This is a genomic window from Amycolatopsis roodepoortensis (assembly GCF_024628825.1).
Lineage (GTDB): Bacteria > Actinomycetota > Actinomycetes > Mycobacteriales > Pseudonocardiaceae > Amycolatopsis > Amycolatopsis roodepoortensis.
In genome coordinates, this window is the sequence record NZ_CP102415.1 from 8,817,175 (window position 1) to 8,841,038 (window position 23,864).

General features: G+C 69.3%; 16 protein-coding genes. 12 read left to right on the forward strand and 4 right to left on the reverse strand.

Annotation, left to right across the window (positions count from 1 at the left end):
• Positions 1–9 precede the first annotated feature (9 nt).
• The 3 genes from NQK81_RS42320 to NQK81_RS42330 are packed head-to-tail and all read left to right on the forward strand — an operon-like array spanning position 10 to position 2,734.
• Positions 10–1,164 carry a CaiB/BaiF CoA transferase family protein gene (locus NQK81_RS42320; protein WP_257485978.1) on the forward strand — a complete coding sequence of 385 codons (1,155 nt, stop codon included), beginning with the start codon at positions 10–12 and terminating at the stop codon, positions 1,162–1,164.
• Positions 1,161–1,934, forward strand: coding sequence for an HTD2 family dehydratase (locus NQK81_RS42325; protein ID WP_257485979.1), 774 nt, complete (start codon positions 1,161–1,163; stop codon positions 1,932–1,934). Before NQK81_RS42320 ends, NQK81_RS42325 begins: the two co-directional genes overlap by 4 nt.
• Entirely contained in the window at positions 1,931–2,734 is an 804-nt protein-coding gene (locus NQK81_RS42330; protein ID WP_257485980.1) for an HpcH/HpaI aldolase/citrate lyase family protein, read from the forward strand. The genes NQK81_RS42325 and NQK81_RS42330 overlap by 4 nt, the downstream gene beginning before the upstream one ends.
• Here the strand turns inward: NQK81_RS42330 and NQK81_RS42335 are convergent.
• Positions 2,728–3,360, reverse strand: a complete 633-nt coding sequence (locus NQK81_RS42335; protein WP_257485981.1) for a TetR/AcrR family transcriptional regulator — start codon at positions 3,358–3,360, stop codon at positions 2,728–2,730. The two genes, NQK81_RS42330 and NQK81_RS42335, sit on opposite strands and share 7 nt — an antisense overlap.
• Before the next feature lie 48 nt (positions 3,361–3,408).
• Between NQK81_RS42335 and NQK81_RS42340 the strand changes: the two genes are divergently transcribed.
• From NQK81_RS42340 to NQK81_RS42350, 3 genes are read left to right on the forward strand one after another with little or no spacing between them, the layout of a single operon-like run.
• The gene (locus tag NQK81_RS42340) at positions 3,409–4,344 is read left to right on the forward strand and encodes a patatin-like phospholipase family protein (protein WP_257485982.1); all 936 of its coding nucleotides are present in this window, start codon (positions 3,409–3,411) and stop codon (positions 4,342–4,344) included.
• Positions 4,341–5,189 (forward strand): SDR family oxidoreductase, encoded by an 849-nt coding sequence (locus NQK81_RS42345; protein ID WP_257485983.1) that lies wholly within the window; start codon positions 4,341–4,343, stop codon positions 5,187–5,189. Before NQK81_RS42340 ends, NQK81_RS42345 begins: the two co-directional genes overlap by 4 nt.
• Positions 5,186–6,667, forward strand: coding sequence for a flavin-containing monooxygenase (locus tag NQK81_RS42350; protein ID WP_257485984.1), 1,482 nt, complete (start codon positions 5,186–5,188; stop codon positions 6,665–6,667). The genes NQK81_RS42345 and NQK81_RS42350 overlap by 4 nt, the downstream gene beginning before the upstream one ends.
• A 38-nt stretch (positions 6,668–6,705) precedes the next feature.
• Here the strand turns inward: NQK81_RS42350 and NQK81_RS42355 are convergent, their stop codons facing one another.
• Positions 6,706–7,458: a hypothetical protein gene (locus NQK81_RS42355; protein ID WP_257485985.1), complete on the reverse strand. Its 753-nt coding sequence runs from the start codon at positions 7,456–7,458 to the stop codon at positions 6,706–6,708.
• A 4-nt stretch (positions 7,459–7,462) separates the two neighbouring features.
• Complete coding sequence (locus NQK81_RS42360; protein WP_126734369.1) at positions 7,463–8,053, reverse strand: papain-like cysteine protease family protein; 591 nt, start codon at positions 8,051–8,053, stop codon at positions 7,463–7,465.
• A 386-nt stretch (positions 8,054–8,439) separates the two neighbouring features.
• On the opposite strand from NQK81_RS42360, the gene NQK81_RS42365 reads away from it, so the two are divergent.
• The 5 genes from NQK81_RS42365 (at position 8,440) to NQK81_RS42385 (ending at position 16,108) form a co-directional block, all read left to right on the forward strand.
• Positions 8,440–11,256 (forward strand): LuxR C-terminal-related transcriptional regulator, encoded by a 2,817-nt coding sequence (locus tag NQK81_RS42365; protein WP_257485986.1) that lies wholly within the window; start codon positions 8,440–8,442, stop codon positions 11,254–11,256.
• 159 nt (positions 11,257–11,415) lie between these two features.
• Positions 11,416–12,873, forward strand: coding sequence for a S1 family serine peptidase (locus tag NQK81_RS42370; protein ID WP_257485987.1), 1,458 nt, complete (start codon positions 11,416–11,418; stop codon positions 12,871–12,873).
• 27 nt (positions 12,874–12,900) lie between these two features.
• On the forward strand, positions 12,901–14,439 hold the full coding sequence (locus NQK81_RS42375) for a S8 family serine peptidase (protein WP_257485988.1): 1,539 nt from the start codon (positions 12,901–12,903) through the stop codon (positions 14,437–14,439).
• A 497-nt stretch (positions 14,440–14,936) separates the two neighbouring features.
• Complete coding sequence (locus NQK81_RS42380; RefSeq protein ID WP_306856016.1) at positions 14,937–15,245, forward strand: hypothetical protein; 309 nt, start codon at positions 14,937–14,939, stop codon at positions 15,243–15,245.
• The gene (locus NQK81_RS42385) at positions 15,242–16,108 is read left to right on the forward strand and encodes an alpha/beta fold hydrolase (protein WP_257485989.1); all 867 of its coding nucleotides are present in this window, start codon (positions 15,242–15,244) and stop codon (positions 16,106–16,108) included. The genes NQK81_RS42380 and NQK81_RS42385 overlap by 4 nt, the downstream gene beginning before the upstream one ends.
• Here NQK81_RS42385 and NQK81_RS42390 read toward each other — a convergent pair.
• Positions 16,083–17,009, reverse strand: coding sequence for a YobF C-terminal domain-containing protein (locus tag NQK81_RS42390; RefSeq protein WP_257485990.1), 927 nt, complete (start codon positions 17,007–17,009; stop codon positions 16,083–16,085). The two genes, NQK81_RS42385 and NQK81_RS42390, sit on opposite strands and share 26 nt — an antisense overlap.
• A 238-nt stretch (positions 17,010–17,247) precedes the next feature.
• Between NQK81_RS42390 and NQK81_RS42395 the strand changes: the two genes are divergently transcribed.
• The gene (locus tag NQK81_RS42395; protein ID WP_257485991.1) at positions 17,248–23,625 is read left to right on the forward strand and encodes a DUF7927 domain-containing protein; all 6,378 of its coding nucleotides are present in this window, start codon (positions 17,248–17,250) and stop codon (positions 23,623–23,625) included.
• The last annotated feature ends 239 nt before the right edge of the window (positions 23,626–23,864 follow it).

A 23,864-nucleotide genomic window follows, 5' to 3' on the forward strand; every position in this document is an offset into this window, starting at 1 on the left:
GAAGGCAGCATGGGCCCACCACTCGAGGGAATCACCGTCGTCGCGCTGGAACAGGCCGTCGCCGCTCCGTTCGCCTCGCGTCAGCTCGCCGATCTCGGTGCCCGCGTCATCAAGATCGAACGCCGTGGAGCGGGCGACTTCGCCCGCGACTACGACCGGACGGTGCACGGGCAGTCGAGCTACTTCGTCTGGCTCAACCGGGGCAAGGAAAGCGTCGAACTCGACATCAAGGATCCGGCGGACCGGGCGCTGCTCGGCGCGATGATCGGCAAGGCCGACGTGTTCCTGCAGAACCTCGCGCCCGGCGCGGTGGAGCGGCTCGGTCTCGACGCCGGGACGCTGCGCGCGGAACGTCCGGACCTGATCCACTGTTCGATCTCCGGCTATGGCCCGGAAGGTCCATATCGGACGAAGAAGGCCTACGATCTGCTGGTGCAGTGCGAAACCGGGCTCGTGATGTCCACCGGCACGCCGGAGACACCGGCCAAGGCGGGGATCTCGATCGCCGACATCGCCACCGGGATGTACGCCTACAGCGGCGTCCTTACCGCGCTGTACGACCGCGAGCGCACCGGCGAGGGAGCGAGCCTGCACGTCGCGATGATCGACTCGCTCGGCGAATGGATGAGCCAGCCCGCCTATTTCTCCCGTTACGGCAAGGAACCGCCGCGGCGCACGGCGGCGGCGCATCCGTCGATCTCGCCCTACGGCCCGTACCGCACCGGGGACGACCGGGTCTTCCTGAGTGTCCAAAGTGAACGGGAGTGGATCGTGCTGTGCCGGGACGTGCTGGGACAGGAGACATTGATCGAAGATCCGCGCTTCGGGACCAACGACGACCGTGTCGCCAACGACGGCGAACTCACCGCGATCCTGGAGGAGGCCTTCAGCGGCTTGACCGCGGACGAGGTCGGGGACCTGCTGGAGCGCGCCGGGATCGCCAACGCCCGGCTGCGGACGCCGGAGCAGTTCACCCGCCATCCGCAGCTGGCCGCGAGGAATCGGTGGCGCGAGGTGGAAACCCCCGCCGGGCCGCTGGAGGCGTTGCTCCCACCGGTCGAGGTCGCCGGCCGGGAGCCGATCATGGGGCCGGTACCCGCGCTGGGGGCGCACAACGAGTCGATCCGGGCCGAGTTCGGTGCCCTTCAGGAGGTGCGAACGTGAAGGAAATCCTGCAGCCTGGTCCCGCGGAGGCGCTGGCTTCGCTGCTCGACGTCGAGCAGCCGGATCTGGACCGCGACGGCCTGCCCCTGCTCTGGCACTGGTTCTACCTGCTGGACCGGCCCGCGCAGGCCGATCTGGGGCCGGACGGACATCCGGTCCGTGGCATGGAGCCGGGACGCCGCCGGATGTGGGCGGGCGGTCGGGTGCGGACACTCGGCCCGCTGCGATGCGGGCTGCCCGCCGAGCGGCATACGGAAGTGCTTTCCACACAGGAGAAACAGGGCCGCACCGGACGGCTGACCTTCGTCGTGACCGGGCACAGGATCGTCCAGGGCGGCGAGGTCGTGGTCGAGGAGGAGCAGGACATCGTCTACCGCGACGCCGCCGCCGGGCGGGCGGACGCCCCCGCCGAGGAGCCGGAGGTGCCGGCGGCCGAGGACGAATGGGAGATCGACGTCTCGCCGACGCTGTTGTTCCGCTTCTCGGCGCTGACCTACAACGCCCACCGCATCCATTACGACCGCGACTACGCCCGCGACGTCGAGGGCTATCCGGGGCTGCTCACCCACGGCCCGTTGCAGGCGCTCGCGATGGCCGAAGCCGCGCGGCGGCGGGGGAGCAGCGGGAGGCTGGCCTTCGACTACCGGCTCGTCGCGCCCTTGTTCGACCATCAGGGCATGATCGTGCGAGCGGACGGGGCCGGCACCGCCGTGCGTGATCGCCACGGACGGCGGACGGCGACCGGAACGATGCGGAGCCTAGGCCGGTGAACGAACTCCTGACCGCCGCGAAGACCTTCCTGTTCGTGCCCGGTCACCGGCCGGATCGCTTCGCGAAGGCCGCGGCCAGTGGGGCCGACGTCGTGATCCTCGACCTGGAGGACGCCGTAGCGCCCGATCGGAAGGAGGCCGCCCGCGAGCACGTCCGGGCGTGGCTGGCGGAAGGCCAGCAGGCGGTCGTCCGGATCAACGCCGCCGGAACCGCTTGGTACGACGACGATGTCGCGAGTGCCGGGCGCGCGCTCGCGGTGATGCTGCCCAAGGCCGAGAACCGTGCGGAGATCGATTCCCTCGCCGGGCGGCTGCCGGGTGTTCCGATCCTCCCGCTGGTGGAGACTGCGGCCGGGATCGCGGGCGCGGTGGAGGTCTGCGGTGCGGACGCGGTGGTGCGGCCCGCTTTCGGCAGCGTCGACCTGGCCGTACAGCTCGGGGTCGACCACCGGTCACACGAGGCGTTGCGGTACGCGCGGTCCGCGATCGTCGTCGCCGCGGCGGCCACGGGAAGGGCGGCCCCGATCGACGGTGTCACCACGGCACTCGACGACGACGCCGCGCTCGCCGCGGATGTGGAGCACGCCAAGACCCTCGGGTTCACCGGGAAACTTTGCGTGCATCCGCGCCAGGTCGCCGCCGCGAGCCGTGGGCTTTCCCCGTCGGACGGTGAGATCGAGTGGGCGCGGGACGTGATCGCGCGCGCCGGGGACGGCTCGGTGACCGTCGCCGGCGGCCAGATGGTCGACAAGCCGGTCGAAGCGCGGGCCAGGGCGATCCTGAAGCGCGCCGGTCACTGACGGGCCGCGATCCCGTCGTACATGACCCGCCGGACCGCCCGGCTCATCGCGGCCTGCCTCTCCGGTGACGGGTCGCGCAGTTCGGACAGGATCGACGCGAGGATCATCCCGTTGATCGCGCGGGCGGTGGAGTCGACGTCCAGGTCCTCGTGCAGGTAACCGAGGCGGACGCCGTGATGCAGGTAGCCTGCGGTCAGTTCGGCGGCGGTCTCGTAGAAGTCCAGCACCCGTTCCCGCATCTCGGCGTCGATGCCCGCCGCTTCGAGCAGGAGGAACCGGGCCATCCGCGGGTCGCTGCCGAAGATCCGGGCGAGCGCGTCGCCGATCCGCGCGCTCTGCCTGCGGTACTCGGCGAGGCTGCTGACCGCGTCCGGCGCGTTGTCCGCGGCCAGCGCGCCGACCACCTTCTCGACCAGGTCCGTGATGACGTGGTCGACGATGTCCCGTTTGTTCTGGAAGTACCGGTAGAAGGTGCCGTGCCCGATGCCCAGCCGGGCGGCGATGTCGGCGATCCCCGTCGCGTGGTAGCCGCGTTCGGCGAAGCAGTCGAACGCGGTCTCCACGATCTCGCGCCGTAGTTCCTGCTTCTTCCGTGCGGCCCTGCTGACCGGGGTCTCCGTCGTCATCCCGCCAGCTTATTGCCCGGCGCGTTCAAATGACATACCGTTCCGGAAATGACACGTCATTCCGCGAGGGCGCTGGTGCTCGGCTGCGGCGGGACCCTGGGGTTCGCCTGGACCGCCGCGGTCCTCGACGCGCTCGGCTGGGATCCCCGCGAGGCGGACGTCCTGGTCGGGACCTCGGCGGGGGCCGAGGCGGTGGCCATGCTCGGTGCGGGCATCCCGGCGAAGGCGATCCTCGACGCGGTGGCGGGCGCGCCCGGCGGTGACGCCGTCGTCGCCGCGCACGTGCGGCGGATGCCGGGCATGCTCCCGCCGGTGCCGTTTCCGCACTGGCCCGCGGCCGGATTGGTCCGGGCCGCGCTGCGCCGGGAGGTAGACCCGCTCGCCGGTCTCGCGGGCCTTCTGCCCCAGGGCAGGGGAGACGCGAGCTGGCTGCGCGAGCTCGGTGACGCGCTGGCGCCCGACGGCTGGGTCCCGCATCCAGCGACCTGGCTGATGGCCGCGGATCCGACGGGGAAGCGGATCGCGCTCGGCTCCCCGGGAGCGCCGCCCGCGCGCCTCGGTGAGGCGATCGCCGCGTCCTGGGCCATCCCTGGCTGGTTCCCTCCGTCCGTTGTGGACGGACGTCCGCTGGTCGACGGCGGCACGGTCTCCCCGACGTCGGCGGATTTCCTGCTCGGCCACGACATCGGCGAGGTCGTGCTCATCGCGCCGATGAGCAGCGAGGGCGGAGCACCGGCCCGCGGCGCGGCCCGGCTGGAACGCCTGCTGCGGGCGGCGATGACCAGGCGTGTCGACGACGAGGTGCGGCGGCTGCGCGCGGCAGGCGTCCGGGTGGTCCGGATCGAACCGGCGCCGGCGGATCTCGCCGCCATGGGCGCCAATTTCATGGACGGACGGCGGCGCGAGCACGTGGTCGCCACGGCGTTGAGGACGGCGCCGGGCCTGGTCGCCGACGCCTTCGCACGAGAGGGAGTGCGTGCATGAGCAAGTACCCGGAACTCGACCTCGACGGCGCGCACGTGGCGATCACCGGCGCGGGGCAGGGGATCGGCCGCGCGACCGCGGAACGCATGGCCGCGCTCGGTGCGCGCGTGTCCATCGGCGATCTCGACCTCGAAGCCGCGAAACGGACCGCCGCCGACGTCGGTGGCACCGCGCGTCCCCTGGACGTCGCCGATCCGGCGTCGTTCGCCGCCTTCCTCGGTGACGCCGAACAGGCGAACGGGCCGCTCGCGGTACTCGTCAACAACGCCGGGATCATGCCGAACGGCGGCTTCCTCGACCTCTCCGACGAGCTGAACCGGGCGACCATGGAGGTCAACGTCTTCGGCGTCGTCCACGGTATGCGGCTGGCCCTGCCCGGCATGCTGGAGCGGGGTCGCGGCCATATCGTCAACGTCGCGTCGCTGGCCGGGAAGTTCCCGGTGAAGGGGCTGGCGATCTACAACGCCAGCAAGTTCGCCGTCGTCGGGCTGACCGCGGCGACCCGGCTGGAGTACGCGCCCCACGGCGTGAGCGTCTCCGCCGTGCTGCCGTCGGCGGTCGACACCGCGCTGGCCTCGGGGCTCGACATGCGGCCGATCCCGAAGGTGAAACCGGGCCGGATCGCCGACGCCGTCGTGGCTTCCGTCCGCACGCGTGCGGCCGAGATCGCCGTGCCCGGCTATGTCGGCGCGCTCGCCACCCTCGCCGCGGTGACACCCGAACCGGCGCTCGCCGCGTTCCGGCGGCTGGTCCGCGACGACCGCGCACTGCGGCCCGATCCACCGGAGCGGGCCGGCTATCGCGCCCGTCTCCACCAGGACACCCACCGGGAGGAAAACGCATGAACGCGCAGTACGACGCCGTCGTCGTCGGGGCCGGTTTCGGCGGGATGGGCGCGGCGATCCAGCTCAACCGGCTCGGCTACGACAACCTGCTCATCCTCGAACGTGAGTCCGACCTCGGCGGCACCTGGCATGTGAACCGCTATCCCGGGCTGGCCGTCGACATCCCGTCGGCCACCTACTCGTACTCGTTCGAGCCGAATCCGCATTGGTCGCGGCTCTTCGCGCCGGGCGCGGAACTCAAGCGGTACGCAGAACACGTCGCGGACAAGTACCGGCTGAGGCGCTACATGCGGTTCGGCTCGGTGGTCACCGGCGCGGTGTGGGACGAGGCGAAGGCGCACTGGACGGTTTCGCTAGCCGAGGGCGGGCCGGTCACCGCCAAGTACCTCCTCACCGCGACGGGTTTCCTTTCCCAGCCGAAGAAACCCGACATCGCCGGGATCGACACGTTCCGTGGCAAGGTCATCCACACCGCCGCCTGGGACGACGACCACGACCTCGCGGGCGAGCGGGTCGCGGTGATCGGCACCGGCGCGACCGCGGTCCAGCTGATCCCCGAGATCGCGAAGGTCGCGCGAGAGCTCACCGTGTACCAGCGGACGCCGATCTGGGTGAGCCCAAAACTGGACTTCCCGGTGCCCAAGGCGGTCCGGCGCGCGTTCGCCGCGGTCCCGCTCACCCAGCGGGCCGCCCGGCTGACCGGGACCGCGCTGCTCGAACTGATGATGGTCTCCGGTGTCCTGCACTACAAGCAGCTGCCGATGGCGAACCGGCTCGGCAAGCTGTGGTGCCAGGCGCATCTGCGGCGTCAGGTGCGGGATCCGCGGCTGCGCGCGGAACTGACGCCGCGCTATTCGTTCGGCTGCAAGCGCCCGACGTTCTCCAACGAGTACTACCCGGCCTTCACCAAGGACCACGTGCACCTGGAGACGACCTCGATCGCGAAGATCGACGAAACCGGGATCGAGACCGCCGACGGCCGTCGGCGGGAGATCGACGTCCTGGTGCTGGCGACCGGATTCGACCTGTGGGAGGCGAATTTCCCGGCGATCGAGATCATCGGCCGTGACGGCCGGAACCTCGGGAAGTGGTGGCGGGAGAACCGTTTCCAGGCCTACGAGGGGGTCGCGATCCCGAAGTTCCCCAACTTCGTCTCGCTCAACAGCCCGTATTCCTACTCGGGACTGTCCTATTTCACCACCATCGAGACGCAGATGCGGCATATGGACCGGCTTTTCGGCGCCATGCGGCGGCGCGGCGCGACCGAGTTCGAAGTCACGCAGGAGGCCAACGACGCGTTCCTCGACCGGATGACCGAACGCCTCGGCGACTCCATCTTCACCCTCGGGAACTGTGCCCCGGCGAACAGCTACTACTTCAACCCGCACGGGGAGGCGACGTTGCTCCGGCCGTCTTCCACGTTGAACGCCATCAAGGAGGCACAGAGCTTCCCCATCGAGGACTACACGTTCGCGTAGGGTGCCGGGACCCCGCGCGGTCCCGGCACCCTTGACGCTTACTGCTTGCGAAGCCGCATCGTGACGGCAGCGCCCGCGGCGGCGAGGAAGACCGCGCCGAGCGCGTACGGCCACCACGGAACCTCGTTGTCGCCCACCGGGGCGGAACCGTAACCACCGGCGGCGCCGGTGCGGTCGTAGGTCGAGCCGGGCAGCTTGTCGCCGTAGCGGCTCTGCAGGGCTTCGCGGTACGCGGCGAGTGTCATCGTCTCGCCGGTCTTCGCCACCGACGAGCCGTCGAGGACGGTCACGGTGTCCCCGTCGACGGCGTACCAGGCGCCCGCCTGAGGTTCGCTCAGGAGGTAGCCCTTGCCGACCCGCGCCGCGAGGCGCTTTTCGACGTCACCCGAGGCGACGTTGTAGACCGACCAGCCCGTGCCTTCGCGCTGCGACCACACGGTGGCGGCGTCGCCATTGCCCAGGGTGGCGGGCGTGGCGACGTAGGCGAGCTCGGCCGGGACGGAGGAAGTGCCGGCGATGAAGGCGGCGGTCGGCTGGTACACCGCCACCGGTGACCGCGGATCGGCCTTGGCGGTCCTGGCCGCGATCGCCGTGTCCGCCTTGGCGGCGCCCGGGAACTGCGCTTTGGCGAGCCGCTGGGTGGTCGCGTCACTGGTGACCACTGTGGACACCGCGGCGAGGTCGGCGGCGGTGGGCGCGCCGCTGGGGCCGTCGGCGGCGGAGGCCTGGCCGCCGAGTGCCAGTGACAGTCCGAGAGCGAGGATCGTGGCGCCGAGGAAGGTTCGCTTCATGGTTTCAGTCCTTGATCCCGTAGACGGTGTGGGTCCAGGTGAACGAGTTGTTGGACCGGTAGGCGTTGTAGCTCATCTGGTTGTAGCGGGGGCTCGAACCCCACGGGTCGCCGTAGTACACCGTCGTCGCGCCGTTCGTGTTGTCGTAGCCGTAGAGCACGTGCATGTGGCCGCCACCGTTACGCCAGCCGATCCGGGTGCCGATCGGCTGCCGCGCGTCGACCTGGCCCTTGATGGAGGCGAAGCTCAGCGTCTGGCCGGACGAGCTGTAGGTGCCGACGTTGCTGAACCCCAGCCAGCGGAACACCCGCTGCTGATCGCTCAGGTAGCCCTGGTTGTTCGCGCAGTCCGTTCCGGACTCGTTGTGCGCGATCTGGCAGAACTTCGTCTGGGTGAGGGAATGCCCCCACCACGCGGCGATCGTGTTGCCACTGGCGTCCCAGCACCAGTTGCTCTTCTCCTGTGCCTGCATCCTGATCGGGATCGTGGTGGCCGCCGTGATGGCGGGTGCCGCGGTGGCGGGCGCCTGCAGGGCGACCAGCGCGGCGACACCGGCGCAGGCCGTGGCCAGCCCGCGCCTGAACGAGGTTTTCACCGTCGGAACACTCCTAACTGGATGATCGAACGCGAAGCACGCGCGGGCGGCTACCCGTAAGGGATCAGGTGGGGACTCCGGCTACCCGAACGAGTGGCCGACCGGCGCGAGCAGGGGGTCTGCGCTGTGGCGAAGTGACAGAGGGGCACTGCGAACGGTCTGAGATTCACCCTCCGGTGGTCTCGTGGCAAGGTTCGCGGCAATACCTAAGGGTCCGTATTGCCGATGCGAGGGTCGGTGTCACCGCAGGTCGGCGTCGACCGTTCGAGTTAACGGCGCGGTGAGGTCGTGACTCCGCTGGTGTGGACCAGCGGAAAGCGCGCGGCTCTTGGTCACTGTTCGTGTTCCCGCCTTTCGGCGGGTGTCCTCTCGGTATGGTCCCGGGCATGCCGACGATCGGTACGGCACCGGTGTTCGTGGCCCGCGACGCCGAATTGGCCGAACTGGTGCGCGTCGCCACGCGCCCGCCGTCGGTCGCCGTCGTCGAGGGCGAGCCGGGGGTGGGCCGGAGCCGGCTGCTCGAAGAACTGGCCGCCCATCCCGGGATCGCGACGCGCGTGGTCTGGTCCGCCCGGTGCGGTTCGTTCGCGCGGCCGTGCCGGCTGGCGCCGTTGGTCGACGCGCTGCTCGCCAGGAGCGCGATGGCCGCCGCCCACGCGGCGGGCTTCTCACCGGTGACCGGGGTCCTCCGGCGGCTGATCCCCGAATGGTCCCCGTGGCTGCCGCCGTTCCCGGAGAACGCGGACGCCGAGACCGTCCGGCAGCAGGAGTTCCGAGCCGTGCGCGAAGTGCTGGCCGGCTGCGGTCCGGCGGTGCTGGTGCTCGACGACGTCCACTGCGCGGACGACGACACGAGGGAGTTCGTGCGCGGGCTCGCGGCGTCCCCGGCCGCGGGGCTGAGCGTGGTGGTGAGCACGGCGGCGTGCGGGCCGCGGCGATTCCCGGCGCCGCGCGAGACCGCCGCGCAACTCTCGCTCCCGGCGTTCACCGCCGTCCAGGTGCGGACGCTGCTGGACGCGTCCTTCGGCCGCTGCGCACCGGATGTCGCCGAAGCGGCGCACCGGCGGACGTCCGGGATCGCCGTCGACCTGACGGCGTTGGTCCAGAGCGTCGGTGACACGGCCGAATCCCTTTCGGCGGACAAGCTGGCCTCGGCGACGGTGCCGCCTACCGTGCGGAGCCGGGTTTCCGAGCTGATGGCGGCGATCGGCCCGGCCGCACAGGACGTCATCCGCGCGGCGGCGGTACTGGGATCGCCCGCGGGGGAACAGGATCTGGGCGCGGTCGCCGGCGCGTCAGCGGAGGTCGCCGGTGCGATCACCGAAGCGGTGGAGGCGGGGCTGCTGCGGGATCTCGACCGCGGCCGCTACGTCTCGGGGAGTCCGCTGATCGCCGAAGCGGTCTACGCGTTGTTGGCCGGACCTCAGCGGTGCGCGATGCACGGACGAGCCGCCGCCCGCCTCGCCGCGAGCGCGGAACCTTTCGCATCCCTCATCGCCCGTCACGCACGGCTGGCAGGCGACATCGCCGCGTGGACACAGTGGACCGGCGTCGCGGTCGACAACGCCATCGAAGACGGCCGCACCGAGGAAGCGAGCCGCCTGCTCGAAGCGGCCTTACGGGACACGGATCTCCCGCGGACCGCGCGCGAATCGTTCGCCGTCCGGCTCGGCAGGGAACTGCCGCGCAGTATCGCGCACGCCGGCACGGTCCGGCTGCTGCGCGAGATCCTGCGCGAATGGCCGCTGAGCAAGGCCGCGCGGGGCGAGATCCGCGTCCACCTCGGGCAGGTGCTGATCAACCAGGTCGGCAAGGTCGAGGCGGGCAGGCTCGAGATCGAACTGGGCGCGGCCGATCTCGGCAGGCGGCAGGCGCTGCTCGCCAGAGGGCTGGTCACCCTGGCGCTGCCGCATATCGGCACCGTCCCGGTGGAGGAGAACCTCCGCTGGCTCGCCGAGGCCGAACAGGTCAGCAAGGGGGAGCACGACGCCGGGTTGCTCGCCGCGATCACCGCGAACCGGCTTTCGGCGCGTATGCAGATCGCCGATCCGGCCGCCTGGCAGGAGATCGCGGATCTGCCGAGGGCACCGGAGTCGGCGGAGGTCTGCCGCCAGGTGGCCCGCACCTACATCAATCTGGCCGACGCGGTGGCGTGGAACGGGCACTACCCGGTGGCGCGGGCCTACCTCACGACGGCGCGGCGGCTGATCCGCGACGACCATCAGCCCTATCTCGACGCGCTCGCCGACGGCACGGAACTGCGCCTGGATCTCGCGATGGGGGAGTGGGCGAGTGTCGCGGAGAAGGCGCGCGCGATGCTGACGCGGGTCGACAAGGACGGTTCGCTGGCGGCCGAGCCGTTGCTCGTGCTCGGCTGGTACGAGTACGGGCAGCACCGGCCGACGGCGGCCCTGCGCAGTTTCGACGCGGCGTTCGCGCTTTCCGCGGGCAGTGTCCCGGTGCAGGCTTCGGCGTACGCGGGCCGCGTCGCGGTCCACCAGGCGGGCAAGGATCTGCAAGCGGCCCGGCGCCTGGCCGACTTCGGCTTGGAGACCGTGCGCCGCAAGAACAACTGGGTCTGGGCGGCCGAGCTGATGCCGTTCGCGGTGCGCACGATGCTCGGGCTCGGGCAGCACGTCGAGGCGCGGGAGCTGCTCGCCGAGTACCGGCAGGGCATCGACGGCAAGGACGCCCCGGTCGCGAACGCGTCGGCGCTGCTGTGCCGGGGCATGCTCACCCAGGCGCGCGGCGAAACGCTTCCCGCCGCGGAGCTGCTGCTCGGAGCCGCGCAGGCCTACAGCGCGCTACCGCTCCCGTATTTCGCCGCCTACGCCGACGAACTCGCGGCCGGTTGCTTCTCCGAAGCCGGAGCGCAGGAGCGCGCCGTGGCTTCCTTCACCACCGCGGAGACGACGTACGCGGGTCTCGGCGCCGCTGTGGACGCGCTTCGCTGCCGCCGGTCGCTGCGGCGATGCGATCCGGAGATGCCCCGACGTGGCCGCAAGGGCTACGGCGAAGCGTTGTCGCCGAGAGAGCTCGAAGTCGCCAGGCTCGCGGCCCAGAACCTCACGAACCGGGAGATCGGCGAGCGGCTGTTCCTGTCGCCGAGGACGGTCGAAATCCACGTCGGACGGGCGCTCCGGAAATTGGGGCTGCCTTCACGTACCGTCCTGACCGCCGACCTGCTCGGCGACATTACCTAAGGGCACGTATTCGTCGGTTCGCTGGGTAAGGCTTAAGAAACCGCTGGTCAGGAGTGGTTTCTTTAAATAGTGGGGCGATCGCCGTATTCCACTATTGTTCCGTTTCCGCCGCCGATCGACAGTTGTCGGGCAGTCGCGTTTTCCTCGAAAGGAATCACCGTGAGCAGAAAACGGATCTTGGGCGTGGTCGCCCTGACCTTGGCCGCGCTGGCGCCGGCGGCGGGTCTCGCCGGTGCGGCGCCGGCGGACCCTCTTCGCGCCATCACCCCGACCGACGCCGCGCCCTTGCCGACCGGTGGCGTCCACGGCCAGAGCATCGGCGGTTCGCCCGCGTCGGTGAAGGACTACCCGTACGCCATCGCCGCCCTGCGGGAAGGCGGCTCCCGGCCGAAGGGGCAGAGCTGCTCCGGCTCCGTCATCGCGCCCCGGAAGGTGCTGGTCGCCGCCCACTGCAAGGAACTGGCAGGCGAGAAGAGTGTCCTTTATGGACTGGACGACCTGAAGAGCGCGGGCGGAACCCAGCTGAAGGCCGTCGACTACAAGATCCATCCCAAGTTCACCCAGCCCTGGTACGGCTACGACGTCGCGGTGATCACCGTCGACGGCGACATCCCGGTCCCGCCCGGCGGCTACGCGAAGGTCGCCACCTCCGCGGACACCGGTCTGGAGACGCCTGGCAAGGACGGGTTCAGCCTCGGCTACGGCAAGAAGGACATCAACGACTCCACTCAGGACGTCACGCTGCACAAGCTGACCCTGCCGATCGTGAACGCGAGCCAGTGCACCGGCGTGGAGAACGGCGTCGACCCGAAGACGATGATCTGCGCCGGCTACTCCGACGGCCGCAAGACCATCCTCCCCGGTGACAGCGGCGGCCCGTTCGTCGTCGACGGGAAGGTCGTCGGCGTCGCTTCGTGGAGCCGCAGCGACTTCCGCTGGTACAGCGTCTACAGCAGGCTCAACAACGAGATGGGGGACTGGGTCGCCCAGCAGATCGGCGGCGAACAGCCGGGCGACGTCTTCACCCTCGCGGCTTCGCCTTCGTCCGTGAAGGTACTGCCGGGCAAGTACGTGTCGGCGAGCGTCACGAGCAAGCCGGGCAAGAACGGCGCCGAAAACATCACGCTGTCGGCGTCGGGCCTGCCCGAGGGGGCCAAAGCCACGTTCCAGCCCGCCACGATCAAGGCGGGCGAGGTGGCGAAACTGACCATCGAGACCGCATCCGGCACTCCGGAAAAGGCTTACCAGGTCACGATTTCCGGAAAGGGAACCACCGAAACGGCGACCGCGGGCCTGTCGCTCACCGTCGGCGCCGGCGAACCTCCCGCCGGCGATCTGAAAGTGACCGTGAACCCGTCTTCGGGATCCGGACGCGCGGGTTCACTGGTGAGCGCGACCGTCACCGCGACCGGCGGAACCGGCTCGATCACGTTGTCCGCCAGCGGATCCGGGTTGCCGATCAACCCGTTCTTCTCGCCGCAGAGCGTGTCGAGCGGCGGCAGTTCGACCATGCAGGTCTTCGCGCCGTTCCAGCCGGGCACGTATCCGGTCACGGTGACCGCCAAGGACGGCGGCGGCAAGACCGCGACCACCACGTACACCCTCACCGTCCAGTGATCTTCGTCGAAACAGAGGGGACTTCCCATGCGTGACAAGACGAAAACCCTGCTGGCGCTCGGCCTGCTGAGCCCGCTGCTCGCGCTCGGGGCCGGGACGGCCGTCGCCGCCGAGGCCGAAGGCGTCGTGATCCCGGCCAAGGAGCACTACGGCGACCAGTACATCGTCGTTCTCCATGACGTCGCCGCCGCGGGGCAGTCGGCGTCGGCCGATCTGGCGAAGCGGTACGGCGGCGAGGTGCGTTCGGTCTGGACGTCGGCCGTCCGCGGCTTTTCGGCCAAGAGCATGACACCCAAGGAAGCACGGAAGCTGGCCGCCGACCCGTCGGTCAAGGCGGTGTACGAGGACGGCACCGCGCGCGGCACCGGCACCCAGCCGAACCCGACGTGGGGCCTGGACCGGGTCGACCAGAAGAACCTTCCGCTCGACAAGTCCTACACCTACCCCAACGAGGGCGCGGGTGTCACCGCGTACGACCTCGACAGTGGCATCAACCCGTCCAACCCGGAGTACGAAGGCCGCGCCAGCCTTGGCAAGGATTTCATGGGCGGTGACGGGAAAGACTGCCACGGGCACGGCAGTCACACGGCGGGCACGATCGGCAGCAAGACCTACGGCGTCGCGAAGAAGGTCAAGATCGTCGGGCTGAAGGTGCTGGGCTGCAACAACTCCGGGCCGGACTCGGGCATCATCGACGCCGTCGACTGGGTGACGGCCAACGCGCGGAAGCCCGCCGTGGCGAACATGAGCCTGACCATGGACGCCCCCGGGGTGGGGGACGACGCGGTGAAGCGGTCGATCGCGTCGGGCGTCGTCTACGGCGTGGCGGCGGGCAACGCCTCCACCGACGCCTGCAACACCAGCCCGGCCCGGGTGCCCGAGGCGATCACGGTCAACGCCTCGGATTCCTCGGACAACCGGTCCTCGTTCTCCAACTACGGGAGCTGCACCGACATCTTCGCGCCCGGCACGAACATCACGTCGCTGAGCCCGAGCAACGGTGGTACCGCCGGGATGAGCGGGACGTCCATGGCGACACCGCACGTCGTCGGCGCGGCCGCGCTGTACCTGTCGGCCAACCCGGGCGCCACCCCGCAGCAGGTGCGGGACGCGCTGGTGAACGGCGCGACCGCGGGCGTCATCAAGAACGCGGGCAGCGGCTCGCCGAACAAGCTGCTGAACGTCTCCTCGATCGGCAGCGGTGGCCCCGGCCCGCAATGCGGGGTCAAGTCGAACACCACGCCGGTGTCCATTCCGGACGCCGGGGCGGCGGTGACCAGCTCGGTGACCCAGGAGGGCTGCGACGGCAGGGCTTCCGCGTCGCTGCCGGTGAAGGTGGACGTCTCGCACACCTACACCGCGGACCTCGTGCTCGACCTGATCGGGCCGAGCGGCAAGGCCTACCGGCTCAAGGAGCCGGGCGGCGTCGGCTCGGCCGACGGTGTGCACCAGACCTTCACGGTCGACGCCTCCGGTGAGGCGGCCAACGGCACCTGGAAGCTGAGCGCGCAGGACGTCTACCGGTTCGACACCGGCTCGATCGATGGGTTCGCCATCACGTTCTGAACCCACTGAGGCTCGCCGGCAGGGCGGGAGGGAAGCACCGGCGGGGCCGCTTCGGCGGTCCCGCCGGTGTTCGTTCGCCTGCGGCGTGTCGCGAAAGCCACTTTCGCGACCTCTGATGTCCCGAAAGTGGCTTTCGCGACACCTCGCGCAGGCGACGTTCGCCGTGGGGTGGCTGCCCACCCGGAGACGTTGCGAAAGCCACTTTCGTAACCTTCAACGTTGCGAAAGTGGCTTTCGCGACACACCCCGGCCCTGGTCCGGCAACCCCTTGGCAGCTTCCGGCACCGGCCGAACCGTGCCTTGACACTAACTAAGGCTACCCTTAGTTTCCCCCTGTAACTTTCCAAAGGGGGCGAGATGCCGAAGATCGGTGGCCGTCCGGCGACGATCGCGCGGGACGACATCCTGTGTGCCGGTCGTGAGCTGGGGATGCGCCGGCTCAGTGTCAAGGCGGTCGCGGTCCGGCTGGGGGTGACCGCGACGGTGAGCGGCAGCGGGTGTCCATCGCCCGCGCGTTGCTCAAACCGGCGCCCGTGCTGCTGGTCGACGAGGCCACCAGCGCGCTGGACACCGAGAACGAGGACGCCGTGGTCCGCTCGCTCAGCGCCGACCCCGTGCCGAGGACGCGGGTGATCGTCACCCACCGGATCGCCGGGATCCAGCACGCGGACCGGGTGCTCTTCCTGGAGGACGGGCGGATCGCCGAGGACGGCACCGTCGAAGAACTCCTGGCGGCGCAAGGACGTTTCGCCGACTTCTGGCGGCGGCGGATCGACGCCACCGGCTGGAGGATCACCGCGAGATGACCCACACCCAGGGCGAGCCGGAATGGGTCGTGACCCGCGACGGAAGACGGCTCCACGCGATGGTGCACCCGGGACCGGAGGGCTTCACCGGGCCGACGGTCGTTTTCGAAGCGGGAGCCGCCGCCACCCGCTCGTCCTGGGCGGCGGTCCAGCCGGAGGTCGCCCGGCACGCCCGCGCGATCGTGTACGACCGGTCCGGGCTCGGCCGCAGCGCCCCCGACCCCGGCGGACGCACCCTGCGCCGGATGGCCGACGACCTCAACGACGTCCTCGACCATTTCGGCCAGGGGCCGTACGTCCTCGCCGGGCACAGCGCCGGCGGGCCGATCGTGCGGCAGGCCGCCGCCCGCCGCCCGGAGCGGATCGCCGGGCTGGTGCTGGTCGACCCGACCGACGAAGCCGCGGACGTCCTCTTCGGCCGCGTCTTCCGCACCGGTGAACGGGTCACGCTCCGGCTCGGCGCCGTGCTGGCGCGGCTGGGACTGCTCAAGTTCCTTTTCCGCGGCCTGCTGAAGGGGATTCCGGACGACGTCAGCCGCGACCTCGAACGGGAGGCGTTCACCGTCGGGACGGTGCGGACCCAGCGGGAACAGGCCCGCACCTTCCTCGACGAACTGGCCGTCTGGCGGCAGGATCCGCCGGTGCTCGGTGACATCCCGGTCACCGTGGTGTCCGGCGGCCTCGGCGGGAGCGGGTTTTCCGCCGGGATGAGGGCCCAGGCGAACGCCTCACACGCCCGTCGGGTGGCCCTCTCGCCTAGCGGCAGGCACGTCATCGCGGAGCGATCCGGCCACTACGTCCCCTTGACCGAACCCGAGGTGATCGTCCGTGAAATCGTCAGGTTGACGCGAGCGCCCGCCTGAGCTCTTCGTAGGTCGGGGCGAGCGTCCGAAGGGTCGCGGCGGCGCGTGCGTCGTCCTCGACGACGAGGTCGTACTGCAACGAGCCGATCAGCCGGGCCTGCGTGGTGAGCACGGCGGCGGCTTCGTCGCGGCCGATCCGGCGCAGGCACGCCGCCGCGTCGGCCGTCCGCCGGGCACCGAGGCGGACCACGAAATGGACGAGCAGCCCGCGCAGTTCAGGGTCGCAGCCGTCGCCGATCCGCGCGGCGAGCGCGAGCGCCGCGTCGCCGTTGCCGAGCGTGCCAGGCGGGAGGCCGGTGTCCTCCTGCCCGCTGAGCCGCCTGATCGCCCTGGGAAGTGATGCCACGATCGCGGCCTCGTCCTCGACGACGGTGTGCCGCACGAACTTCGTCCGCATCGTGTGCGGTTTGCCGTACGCGACCGTTTCGGCGCGCCAGGCGGCGGCGAAATCCGCCCGGGGGATCCGCGCGTACGGGTAACCCTGCGGGTCGTGGGCGGTGACGGACTCGTCGTCCACGGCGAGCGCGACCAGGAAATGGTCGGCCCCGATCGGGCCGGTCATCCCCGGCTGGTGGCGCAGATGCCCCATTTCGACCGGACCGAGCAGCACCGGACCGTCGGCGAGGCTTTCGACGAGTCCGGCGAAGGCGGCGTCCGGATCCGGCTCGCTCGTCGTTTCGGCGCGCCAGCCGAGGGCGTCGAGGGCCTCGCCGATACCCAGATCGGGATCCCAGCCGAAGGCGTCGAAGAACGGCAGCGAACCGCCGATCAGCTGCATGCCGAAGGGGCTGCCGGTCACGGTTTCGAGCACGTCGGCTCCCGGCGCATCGGAGCCGAGCATCATCGCGAGGGAATGAGCGTAGCAATAGGGGCCGGAGCCGCGATAAGGAATATCGATCACGTGTTCGACGATGGCATTTTTCGGCGGAAAACGCCACTCCCGGTCGCGTCCGTTGTGGACAGTGCTTTTATCACCCGTCCGGGGGTTTCGGGGCCACTCAACGGGTTTTATCCAGGCGACACCGCCGGTCCCAGTTGTGCTCGACGATCAAGCCGACCCAGGATGACCACGACTTGGGCTCGCTGTCCCCGCTGTCCTGACCTGGGCCGACGGGAGCGAGGGGTGAGGCGGAGGCGGCATGGCGGAACGTCGGGGGCGTAATCGGTGGCGCCGGGGCATCGCGGTGCTCACGGTGGCGCTCGTGGCTTTGCTGATGGGTGCGCCGCTGCCCGCGAACGCCCAGATCCAGCCGCGCGGAGCGGGTACCGAACGGCCGATCGGGCCGGAACCGGTGTACTCCGGGCTGGCGCACGGCGGTATCACGATGGCGGCCAACTCCGTCGTGCAGTGCGGCGTCGGCGTGGTCTGCAACGAGTCCACGAGCAACGCGAGCCCGGTGTCGTGGATCAAGACCGACCCGGCCGCGCCCGGCAACACCGCCTCCGCGGCGGACCTGAACGTCCCGGCCGGTGCGAAGGTGCTGAACGCCCGCCTGTACTGGCAGTTCAACCCGGTCGCCAGCAGCGGGACCTCCGGCGACGGCAGCCGCGGCAACCAGGTCTCCGTGAAGGCCCCGGGTTCCGGTACGTATCAGCGGATCACCGCCGAGACCTACGACTGGTTCCCCGCGACCACCACGGGCGGGTTCCCGACCCTGTACGCCTACGGTGGCGCCGCCGACGTCACGTCTCTCGTGGAGAGCGCCGGCACCGGGCAGTACACGGTGGCCGACATCCAGGCCTGCCAGGGCCAGTCGATCAGCGGGACCAACCTCGGCTGCTGGGGCGGCTGGTCTCTGGTGGTCGCGTACGAACTGCCCAGCGAGCCGCTGCGCTACCTGCAGGTGTGGGACGGATTGCAGCGGGTCGCCGGCGGTACCACGCCCAGCTCGGCGACCATCGCGCTGAGCGGCATCAAGGCGCCGACCTCGCGTCAGCCCAACGTCGAACTCGGCATCGTCGCGGGTGACGGCGACGCGCCCATCACCGGCGACTACCTCCAGGTCGGCCCGGACGCGTCCAGTCTCCAGACCATCGCTATGCCCGCGCCGGGCGGCGTGGCGACCAACAACGCGTTCAGCAGCCGGATCGACCGGGTCACGGCCACCGGTTCGGGCACCAACGTCAGTTCGCGCGTGCCCAACCCGGTCAACAACGTCGGCTACGACTCCCGCAGCGTCGACATCACCGGCAAGGTCCCCGCGGGGACCACCGCGCTCCAGGTGAAGATCGGCACCGTCGGCGACGCGCTGTACCCGCAGACGATCTGGCTCGTCACCGACGCGCTCGAACCCGACCTCCAGATCACCAAGGCCAACGACCCGGTCGGCAATACCGACGACAACCCGCCTGGCTACGTCACCAAGGGCGGGGAGGTCACCTACAGCTTCGACGTCGCCAACCGGCACGCCGACGGCAGTGTCACCGACCTCGACACCGCGACGAACGTGGTGCTCACCGACACCCTGCCCGACGGCGTCACGTTCGTGGCCGGATCCAACCCGAACTGTTCGGCCGTCGGCCAGCTGGTCACCTGCAACCTGCGGAACCTGAGGCCGGGGCAAGCGCAGAAGGTCGACTTCAAGGTCAAGGTCGGCGCTTCCGTGCCGGACGGCACCAAACTCGACAACACCGCCAAGCTGACCTTCCGCGGCGAGGACACCGGGCGGCCGCAGGAACGCACGTCGAACACGGTGCGGAACACGGTCACCTCGCCCGGATACCAGCTGACGAAGACGGTCGACCTCGCCGAGGCGATCCCGGGCGACACCCTGACCTACCAGGTGACCCTGCGGAACACCGGGGTGATCCCCGTACCCGCGCTGACGGTGCGCGACACCTTGCCGCCGGGGACGACCTACGTGTCCTCCACGCCGTCGAAGGGCACCGCGTCCGGTACCGGGCCGATCGACTGGGCCGTGAACGGCCTCGCCGTCGGGGAGACGGCCACGTTGACGGTGCGCGTGAAGGTCGAAGAGGCCGCCATCGGCAAGGAGCTGGTGAACCGCGCCAACGTCCCGGTCGGGCCGCCGCCGGTCGTCCCACCGGACAACCGCTGCCCGGACGATCCCGCCGCCGCGTGCGCGAAGACCAAGGTGCCGCCGCCGTCGTACACGGTGACGAAGACCGCGGACAAGGAATCCGCGAACCCCGGCGACGTCGTGCGCTACAAGGTCATCGTCGCCAACACCGGAAAGGTGACCGCGGCGGGCCTCAAGGTCGTCGACGATCTGACCGGCGTGCTGGACGACGCGGTCTACCAGAACGACGCCACCGCGTCGCCCGGTTCGGTGACCTACGCGGAGCCGAAGCTGACCTGGACGGGCACGCTCGCGGCGGGGCAGAGCGCGGAGTTCACCTACACGGTCAAGGTCAAGAGCCCGAACACTGGTGACAACCGGTTGAAGAACGTGGTCACGACGGAGACGCCGGGTGGGAATTGCCCGCCGGGTTCGACGGATCCGAAGTGTGGCACGACGACGCCGGTTTCCGGGCTGCTGATCGAGAAGGCCGTGGACAAGCAGTCGGCGAATCCGGGTGACGCCGTGAAGTACACGGTCACGGTGCGGAACACGGGTCAGACGAAGATCTCCGGTGCGACGTTCACCGATGATCTGACGCAGGTTCTCGATGACGCCGACTATCAGAATGATGGTGCGGCGACGATCGGTGGCGTCATCTATGCGGCGCCGAAGTTGACGTGGACCGGTGACCTGGAAGTCGGTGCCACCTCCACGGTCACGTACTCGGTGAAGGTCAAGAATCCGAACACCGGCGATAACGTGCTCAAGAACGTCGTGTCGTCGGAGACTCCGGGCGGTAACTGTCCGCCGGGTTCGACGGATCCGAAGTGTGGGACCACGACGCCGGTTTCCGGTTTGCTGATCGAGAAGTCGGTCGACAAGCAGTCGGCGAACCCTGGTGACGTCGTGAAGTACACGGTGACCGTGCGGAACACGGGTCAGACGAAGATCTCCGGTGCGACGTTCACCGATGATCTGACCCAGGTTCTCGATGACGCCGACTACCAGAACGATGGAGCGGCGACGATCGGCGGGGTCACCTATGCGGCACCGAAACTGACTTGGACCGGAGACCTCGAAGTCGGTGCCACGTCGACCGTCACGTATTCGGTGAAAGTCAAGAACCCCGACCCCGGTGACAAGAAGCTGTCCAATGTGGTCACTTCGGAGACGCCAGGTGGTAACTGTCCGCCGGGTTCGACGGATCCGAAGTGCGGCACGACGACGCTGGTGTCGGGTCTGACGATCGAGAAGTCGGTCGACAAGCAGTCGGCGAATCCCGGTGACGTCGTGAAGTACACAGTCACGGTGAAGAACACCGGTCAGACGAAGCTGACCGGTGCGACGTTCACCGATGATCTGACGCAGGTTCTCGATGACGCCGACTATCAGAATGATGGTGCGGCGACGATCGGTGGCGTCATCTATGCGGCGCCGAAGTTGACGTGGACCGGTGACCTGGAAGTCGGTGCCACCTCCACGGTCACGTACAGCGTGAAGGTCAAGAACCCCAACAATGGCGATAACGTGCTCAGGAACGTCGTGTCGTCGGAGACTCCGGGCGGTAACTGTCCGCCGGGTTCGACGGATCCGAAATGCGGCACGACGACGCCGGTTTCCGGTTTGCTGATTGAGAAGAGCGTTGACAAGCAGTCGGCGAACCCCGGTGACGTCGTGAAGTACACGGTCACGGTGAAGAACACGGGTCAGACGAAGCTGACGGGAGCGACGTTCACCGATGATCTGACCCAGGTTCTCGATGACGCGGACTACCAGAACGATGGTGCGGCGACGATCGGTGGCGTCACGTACGCGGCACCGAAGCTGACCTGGACCGGAGACCTCGAAATCGGTGCCACGTCGGTGGTGACCTACACGGTGAAGGTCAAGAATCCGGCCCCCGGCGACAAGAAACTCATAAACACCGTCACGTCGGAGACGCCGGGTGGCAACTGTCCGCCGGGTTCGACGGATCCGAAGTGCGGCACGACCACGCCGGTGTCGGGTCTGCTGATCGAGAAGGCGGTCGACAAGCAGTCCGCGAACCCCGGTGACGTCGTGAAGTACACGGTCACGGTCAAGAACACGGGTCAGACGAAGCTGACCGGTGCGACGTTCACCGACGATCTCACGCAGGTTCTCGATGACGCGGACTACCAGAACGACGGCGCCGCGACGGTCGGCGGGGTCACCTATGCGGCACCGAAGCTGACCTGGACCGGCGATCTGGAAGTCGATGCCACGTCGACGGTCACGTACTCGGTGAAGGTCAAGAACCCGAACACCGGTGACAACCGGCTCAAGAACGTGGTCACGTCGGAGACGCCGGGTGGCAACTGCCCGCCGGGCTCCACGGATCCGGACTGCGGCACGGAAACCCCGATTTCCGGCCTGGAGATCAAGAAGACGGTCGACAAGCAGTCCGCGAACCCCGGTGACGTCGTGAAGTACACGATCACCGTCAAGAACACCGGTCAGACGAAGCTGACCGGCGCCACCTTCACCGACGACCTGACCCAGGTGCTCGACGACGCCGTTTACCGGAACGACGGTGCCGCGACGATCGGCGGCGTCACCTACGCGGCACCGAAGCTGACGTGGACCGGCGATCTCGAAATCGGCGCCACCTCCACGGTGACCTACTCGGTCCAGGTGAAGAACCCGGGAGACGGCGACAAGAAGCTGTCCAATGTGGTCACTTCGGAGACCCCGGGTGGGAACTGCCCGCCGGGTTCGACCGATCCGGACTGTGGCACGACCACCCCGGTCTCCGGGCTGCTCATCAAGAAGACCGCCGACAAGAAGTCGGTCGACCCCGGCGACACGGTGAAGTACACGATCACCGTCACCAACACCGGGCAGACGAAGCAGGACAACGCCACCTTCACCGACGACATGACCGAAGTCCTGGACGACGCCGACTACCAGAACGACGGCGCGGCGACGATCGGCGGGGTCACGTACGCGGCGCCGAAGCTGACGTGGACCGGCACGCTGGAGATCGGGCAGACCTCGACCGTCACCTACACGGTCAAGATCAAGAACCCGAACCCCGGCGACAAGAAACTGTCCAATGTGGTCACTTCGGACACGCCGGGCAACAACTGCCCGCCGGATTCGACCGACCCGAACTGCGTCGCGGACGTGCCGTCCCGCGAGCTGACGGTCAAGAAGACGTCGGACAAGCAGACCGCGAACCCCGGTGACGTCGTCACCTACACCGTCACGGTCACCAACACCGGCAAGGTCGATCTGGTCGGCGAGGACGCCGCCCGGGTCACGGACGACCTGTCCGAGGTGCTCGACGACGCCGACTACTCCGACGACGCCGTGGCGGCCCCGGTCGCCGGGAAGTTCGCCTTCACCGCGCCGAACCTGGTGTGGGCCGGCGATCTCCCGGTGGGCGCGTCGACCACGCTGAAGTATTCGGTGAAGGTGAAGAACCCGGTGACGGGCGATCACGAACTGCGGAACACCGTCAGCACCAACACCCCGGGCACCTGCCCGCCGCAGTCCGACGACCCGGCGTGCGCGACCGTCACCCCGGTGCCCGGCATCTCACTGGAGAAGAAGGCCGACAAGGCCACGGCGAACCCGGGCGACGTCGTGAAGTACACGGTGACCGTGCGCAACACCGGCAAGACGAAGCTGACCGGTGCGACGTTCACCGACGACCTCACCGAGGTGCTCGACGACGCGGTGTTCCAGAAGGACGGTGCGGCGACGATCGGTTCGGTGACCTACGCGGAACCGAAGCTGACCTGGACCGGCGACCTGGAGATCGGGCAGACGGCGACGGTCACCTACAGCGTCAAGGTGACCAAGACCGGCGGCGACGGCAAGCTGACCAACGTCGTCACCTCCGAGACCCCGGGCGGCAACTGCCCGCCGGGCAGCAAGGACCCGAAGTGCGGGACGACGACGCCGCTGTCCAGCCTGAAGATCAAGAAGATCGTCGACAAGGCGGAGGCGAAGCCGGGCGAGGTCGTCACGTACACCGTCACGGTGGAGAACACCGGGCAGACCGCCGTCGACGCGACGTTCACCGACGACCTCACCCAGGTGCTGGACGACGCCACCTTCGACGGCACGGCGAAGGCCAGTACGGGGTCGGTGACCTACTCCGCGCCGAAGCTGACGTGGAAGGGCGAGCTCAAGCCGGGGGAGAAGGCCACCGTCACCTACGCCGTCACCGTGCGGAAGCCGGCGACCGGTGACCACCGCCTCCGCAACGTCGTCACGTCGGACACCCCCGGCGGCAACTGCCCGCCGGGTTCGGGCAATCCGGACTGCGGGACCGACACCCGGGTGCCGCCCGAGCCTCCGGCGCCGCAACCGCCGGAGAAGCCGAACCCGCAGCCGCCGACCACCCCGCGTCCGCCCGGGCTGGCCGTGACCGGCTCACCGGTGAAGACGATGACGGTGCTGGCGCTGGGCATGCTGGCCATCGGCGCGTTGCTGCTCCTCGCCGGACGGAGGCGCCGGGAGTCCTAGGACAGCGGGCGATTTCGCGTGACCGGAGGGACGACACCTGTGATCAGGTGGACGACACGTGTGTCTGGATGGACGACACGTGGTGGGACCGCGACCGCGGGCGTGTCGTCCGTCTGATCACGTGTGTCGTCCGCTCAGTCACGCGAAAGTACCGGCTCGGCCCGGGTGGGTCGTGAGTGGCGATGCGGGTTATCGGGCGGTAAGGCAACATGTCGTGTCGCGAGCCGGAGATCGACCTG

What these genes read in the sequence shown, in the direction of transcription:
- NQK81_RS42395 (WP_257485991.1), top strand. Translation starts at nt 17,248, where the DNA reads ATGGCGGAACGTCGGGGGCGTAATCGGTGGCGCCGGGGCATCGCGGTG.
- NQK81_RS42375 (WP_257485988.1), top strand. Translation starts at nt 12,901, where the DNA reads ATGCGTGACAAGACGAAAACCCTGCTGGCGCTCGGCCTGCTGAGCCCG.
- NQK81_RS42350 (WP_257485984.1), top strand. Translation starts at nt 5,186, where the DNA reads ATGAACGCGCAGTACGACGCCGTCGTCGTCGGGGCCGGTTTCGGCGGG.
- NQK81_RS42320 (WP_257485978.1), top strand. Translation starts at nt 10, where the DNA reads ATGGGCCCACCACTCGAGGGAATCACCGTCGTCGCGCTGGAACAGGCC.
- NQK81_RS42355 (WP_257485985.1), bottom strand. Translation starts at nt 7,458, where the DNA reads ATGAAGCGAACCTTCCTCGGCGCCACGATCCTCGCTCTCGGACTGTCA.
- NQK81_RS42365 (WP_257485986.1), top strand. Translation starts at nt 8,440, where the DNA reads ATGCCGACGATCGGTACGGCACCGGTGTTCGTGGCCCGCGACGCCGAA.
- NQK81_RS42335 (WP_257485981.1), bottom strand. Translation starts at nt 3,360, where the DNA reads ATGACGACGGAGACCCCGGTCAGCAGGGCCGCACGGAAGAAGCAGGAA.
- NQK81_RS42345 (WP_257485983.1), top strand. Translation starts at nt 4,341, where the DNA reads ATGAGCAAGTACCCGGAACTCGACCTCGACGGCGCGCACGTGGCGATC.
- NQK81_RS42385 (WP_257485989.1), top strand. Translation starts at nt 15,242, where the DNA reads ATGACCCACACCCAGGGCGAGCCGGAATGGGTCGTGACCCGCGACGGA.
- NQK81_RS42340 (WP_257485982.1), top strand. Translation starts at nt 3,409, where the DNA reads ATGACACGTCATTCCGCGAGGGCGCTGGTGCTCGGCTGCGGCGGGACC.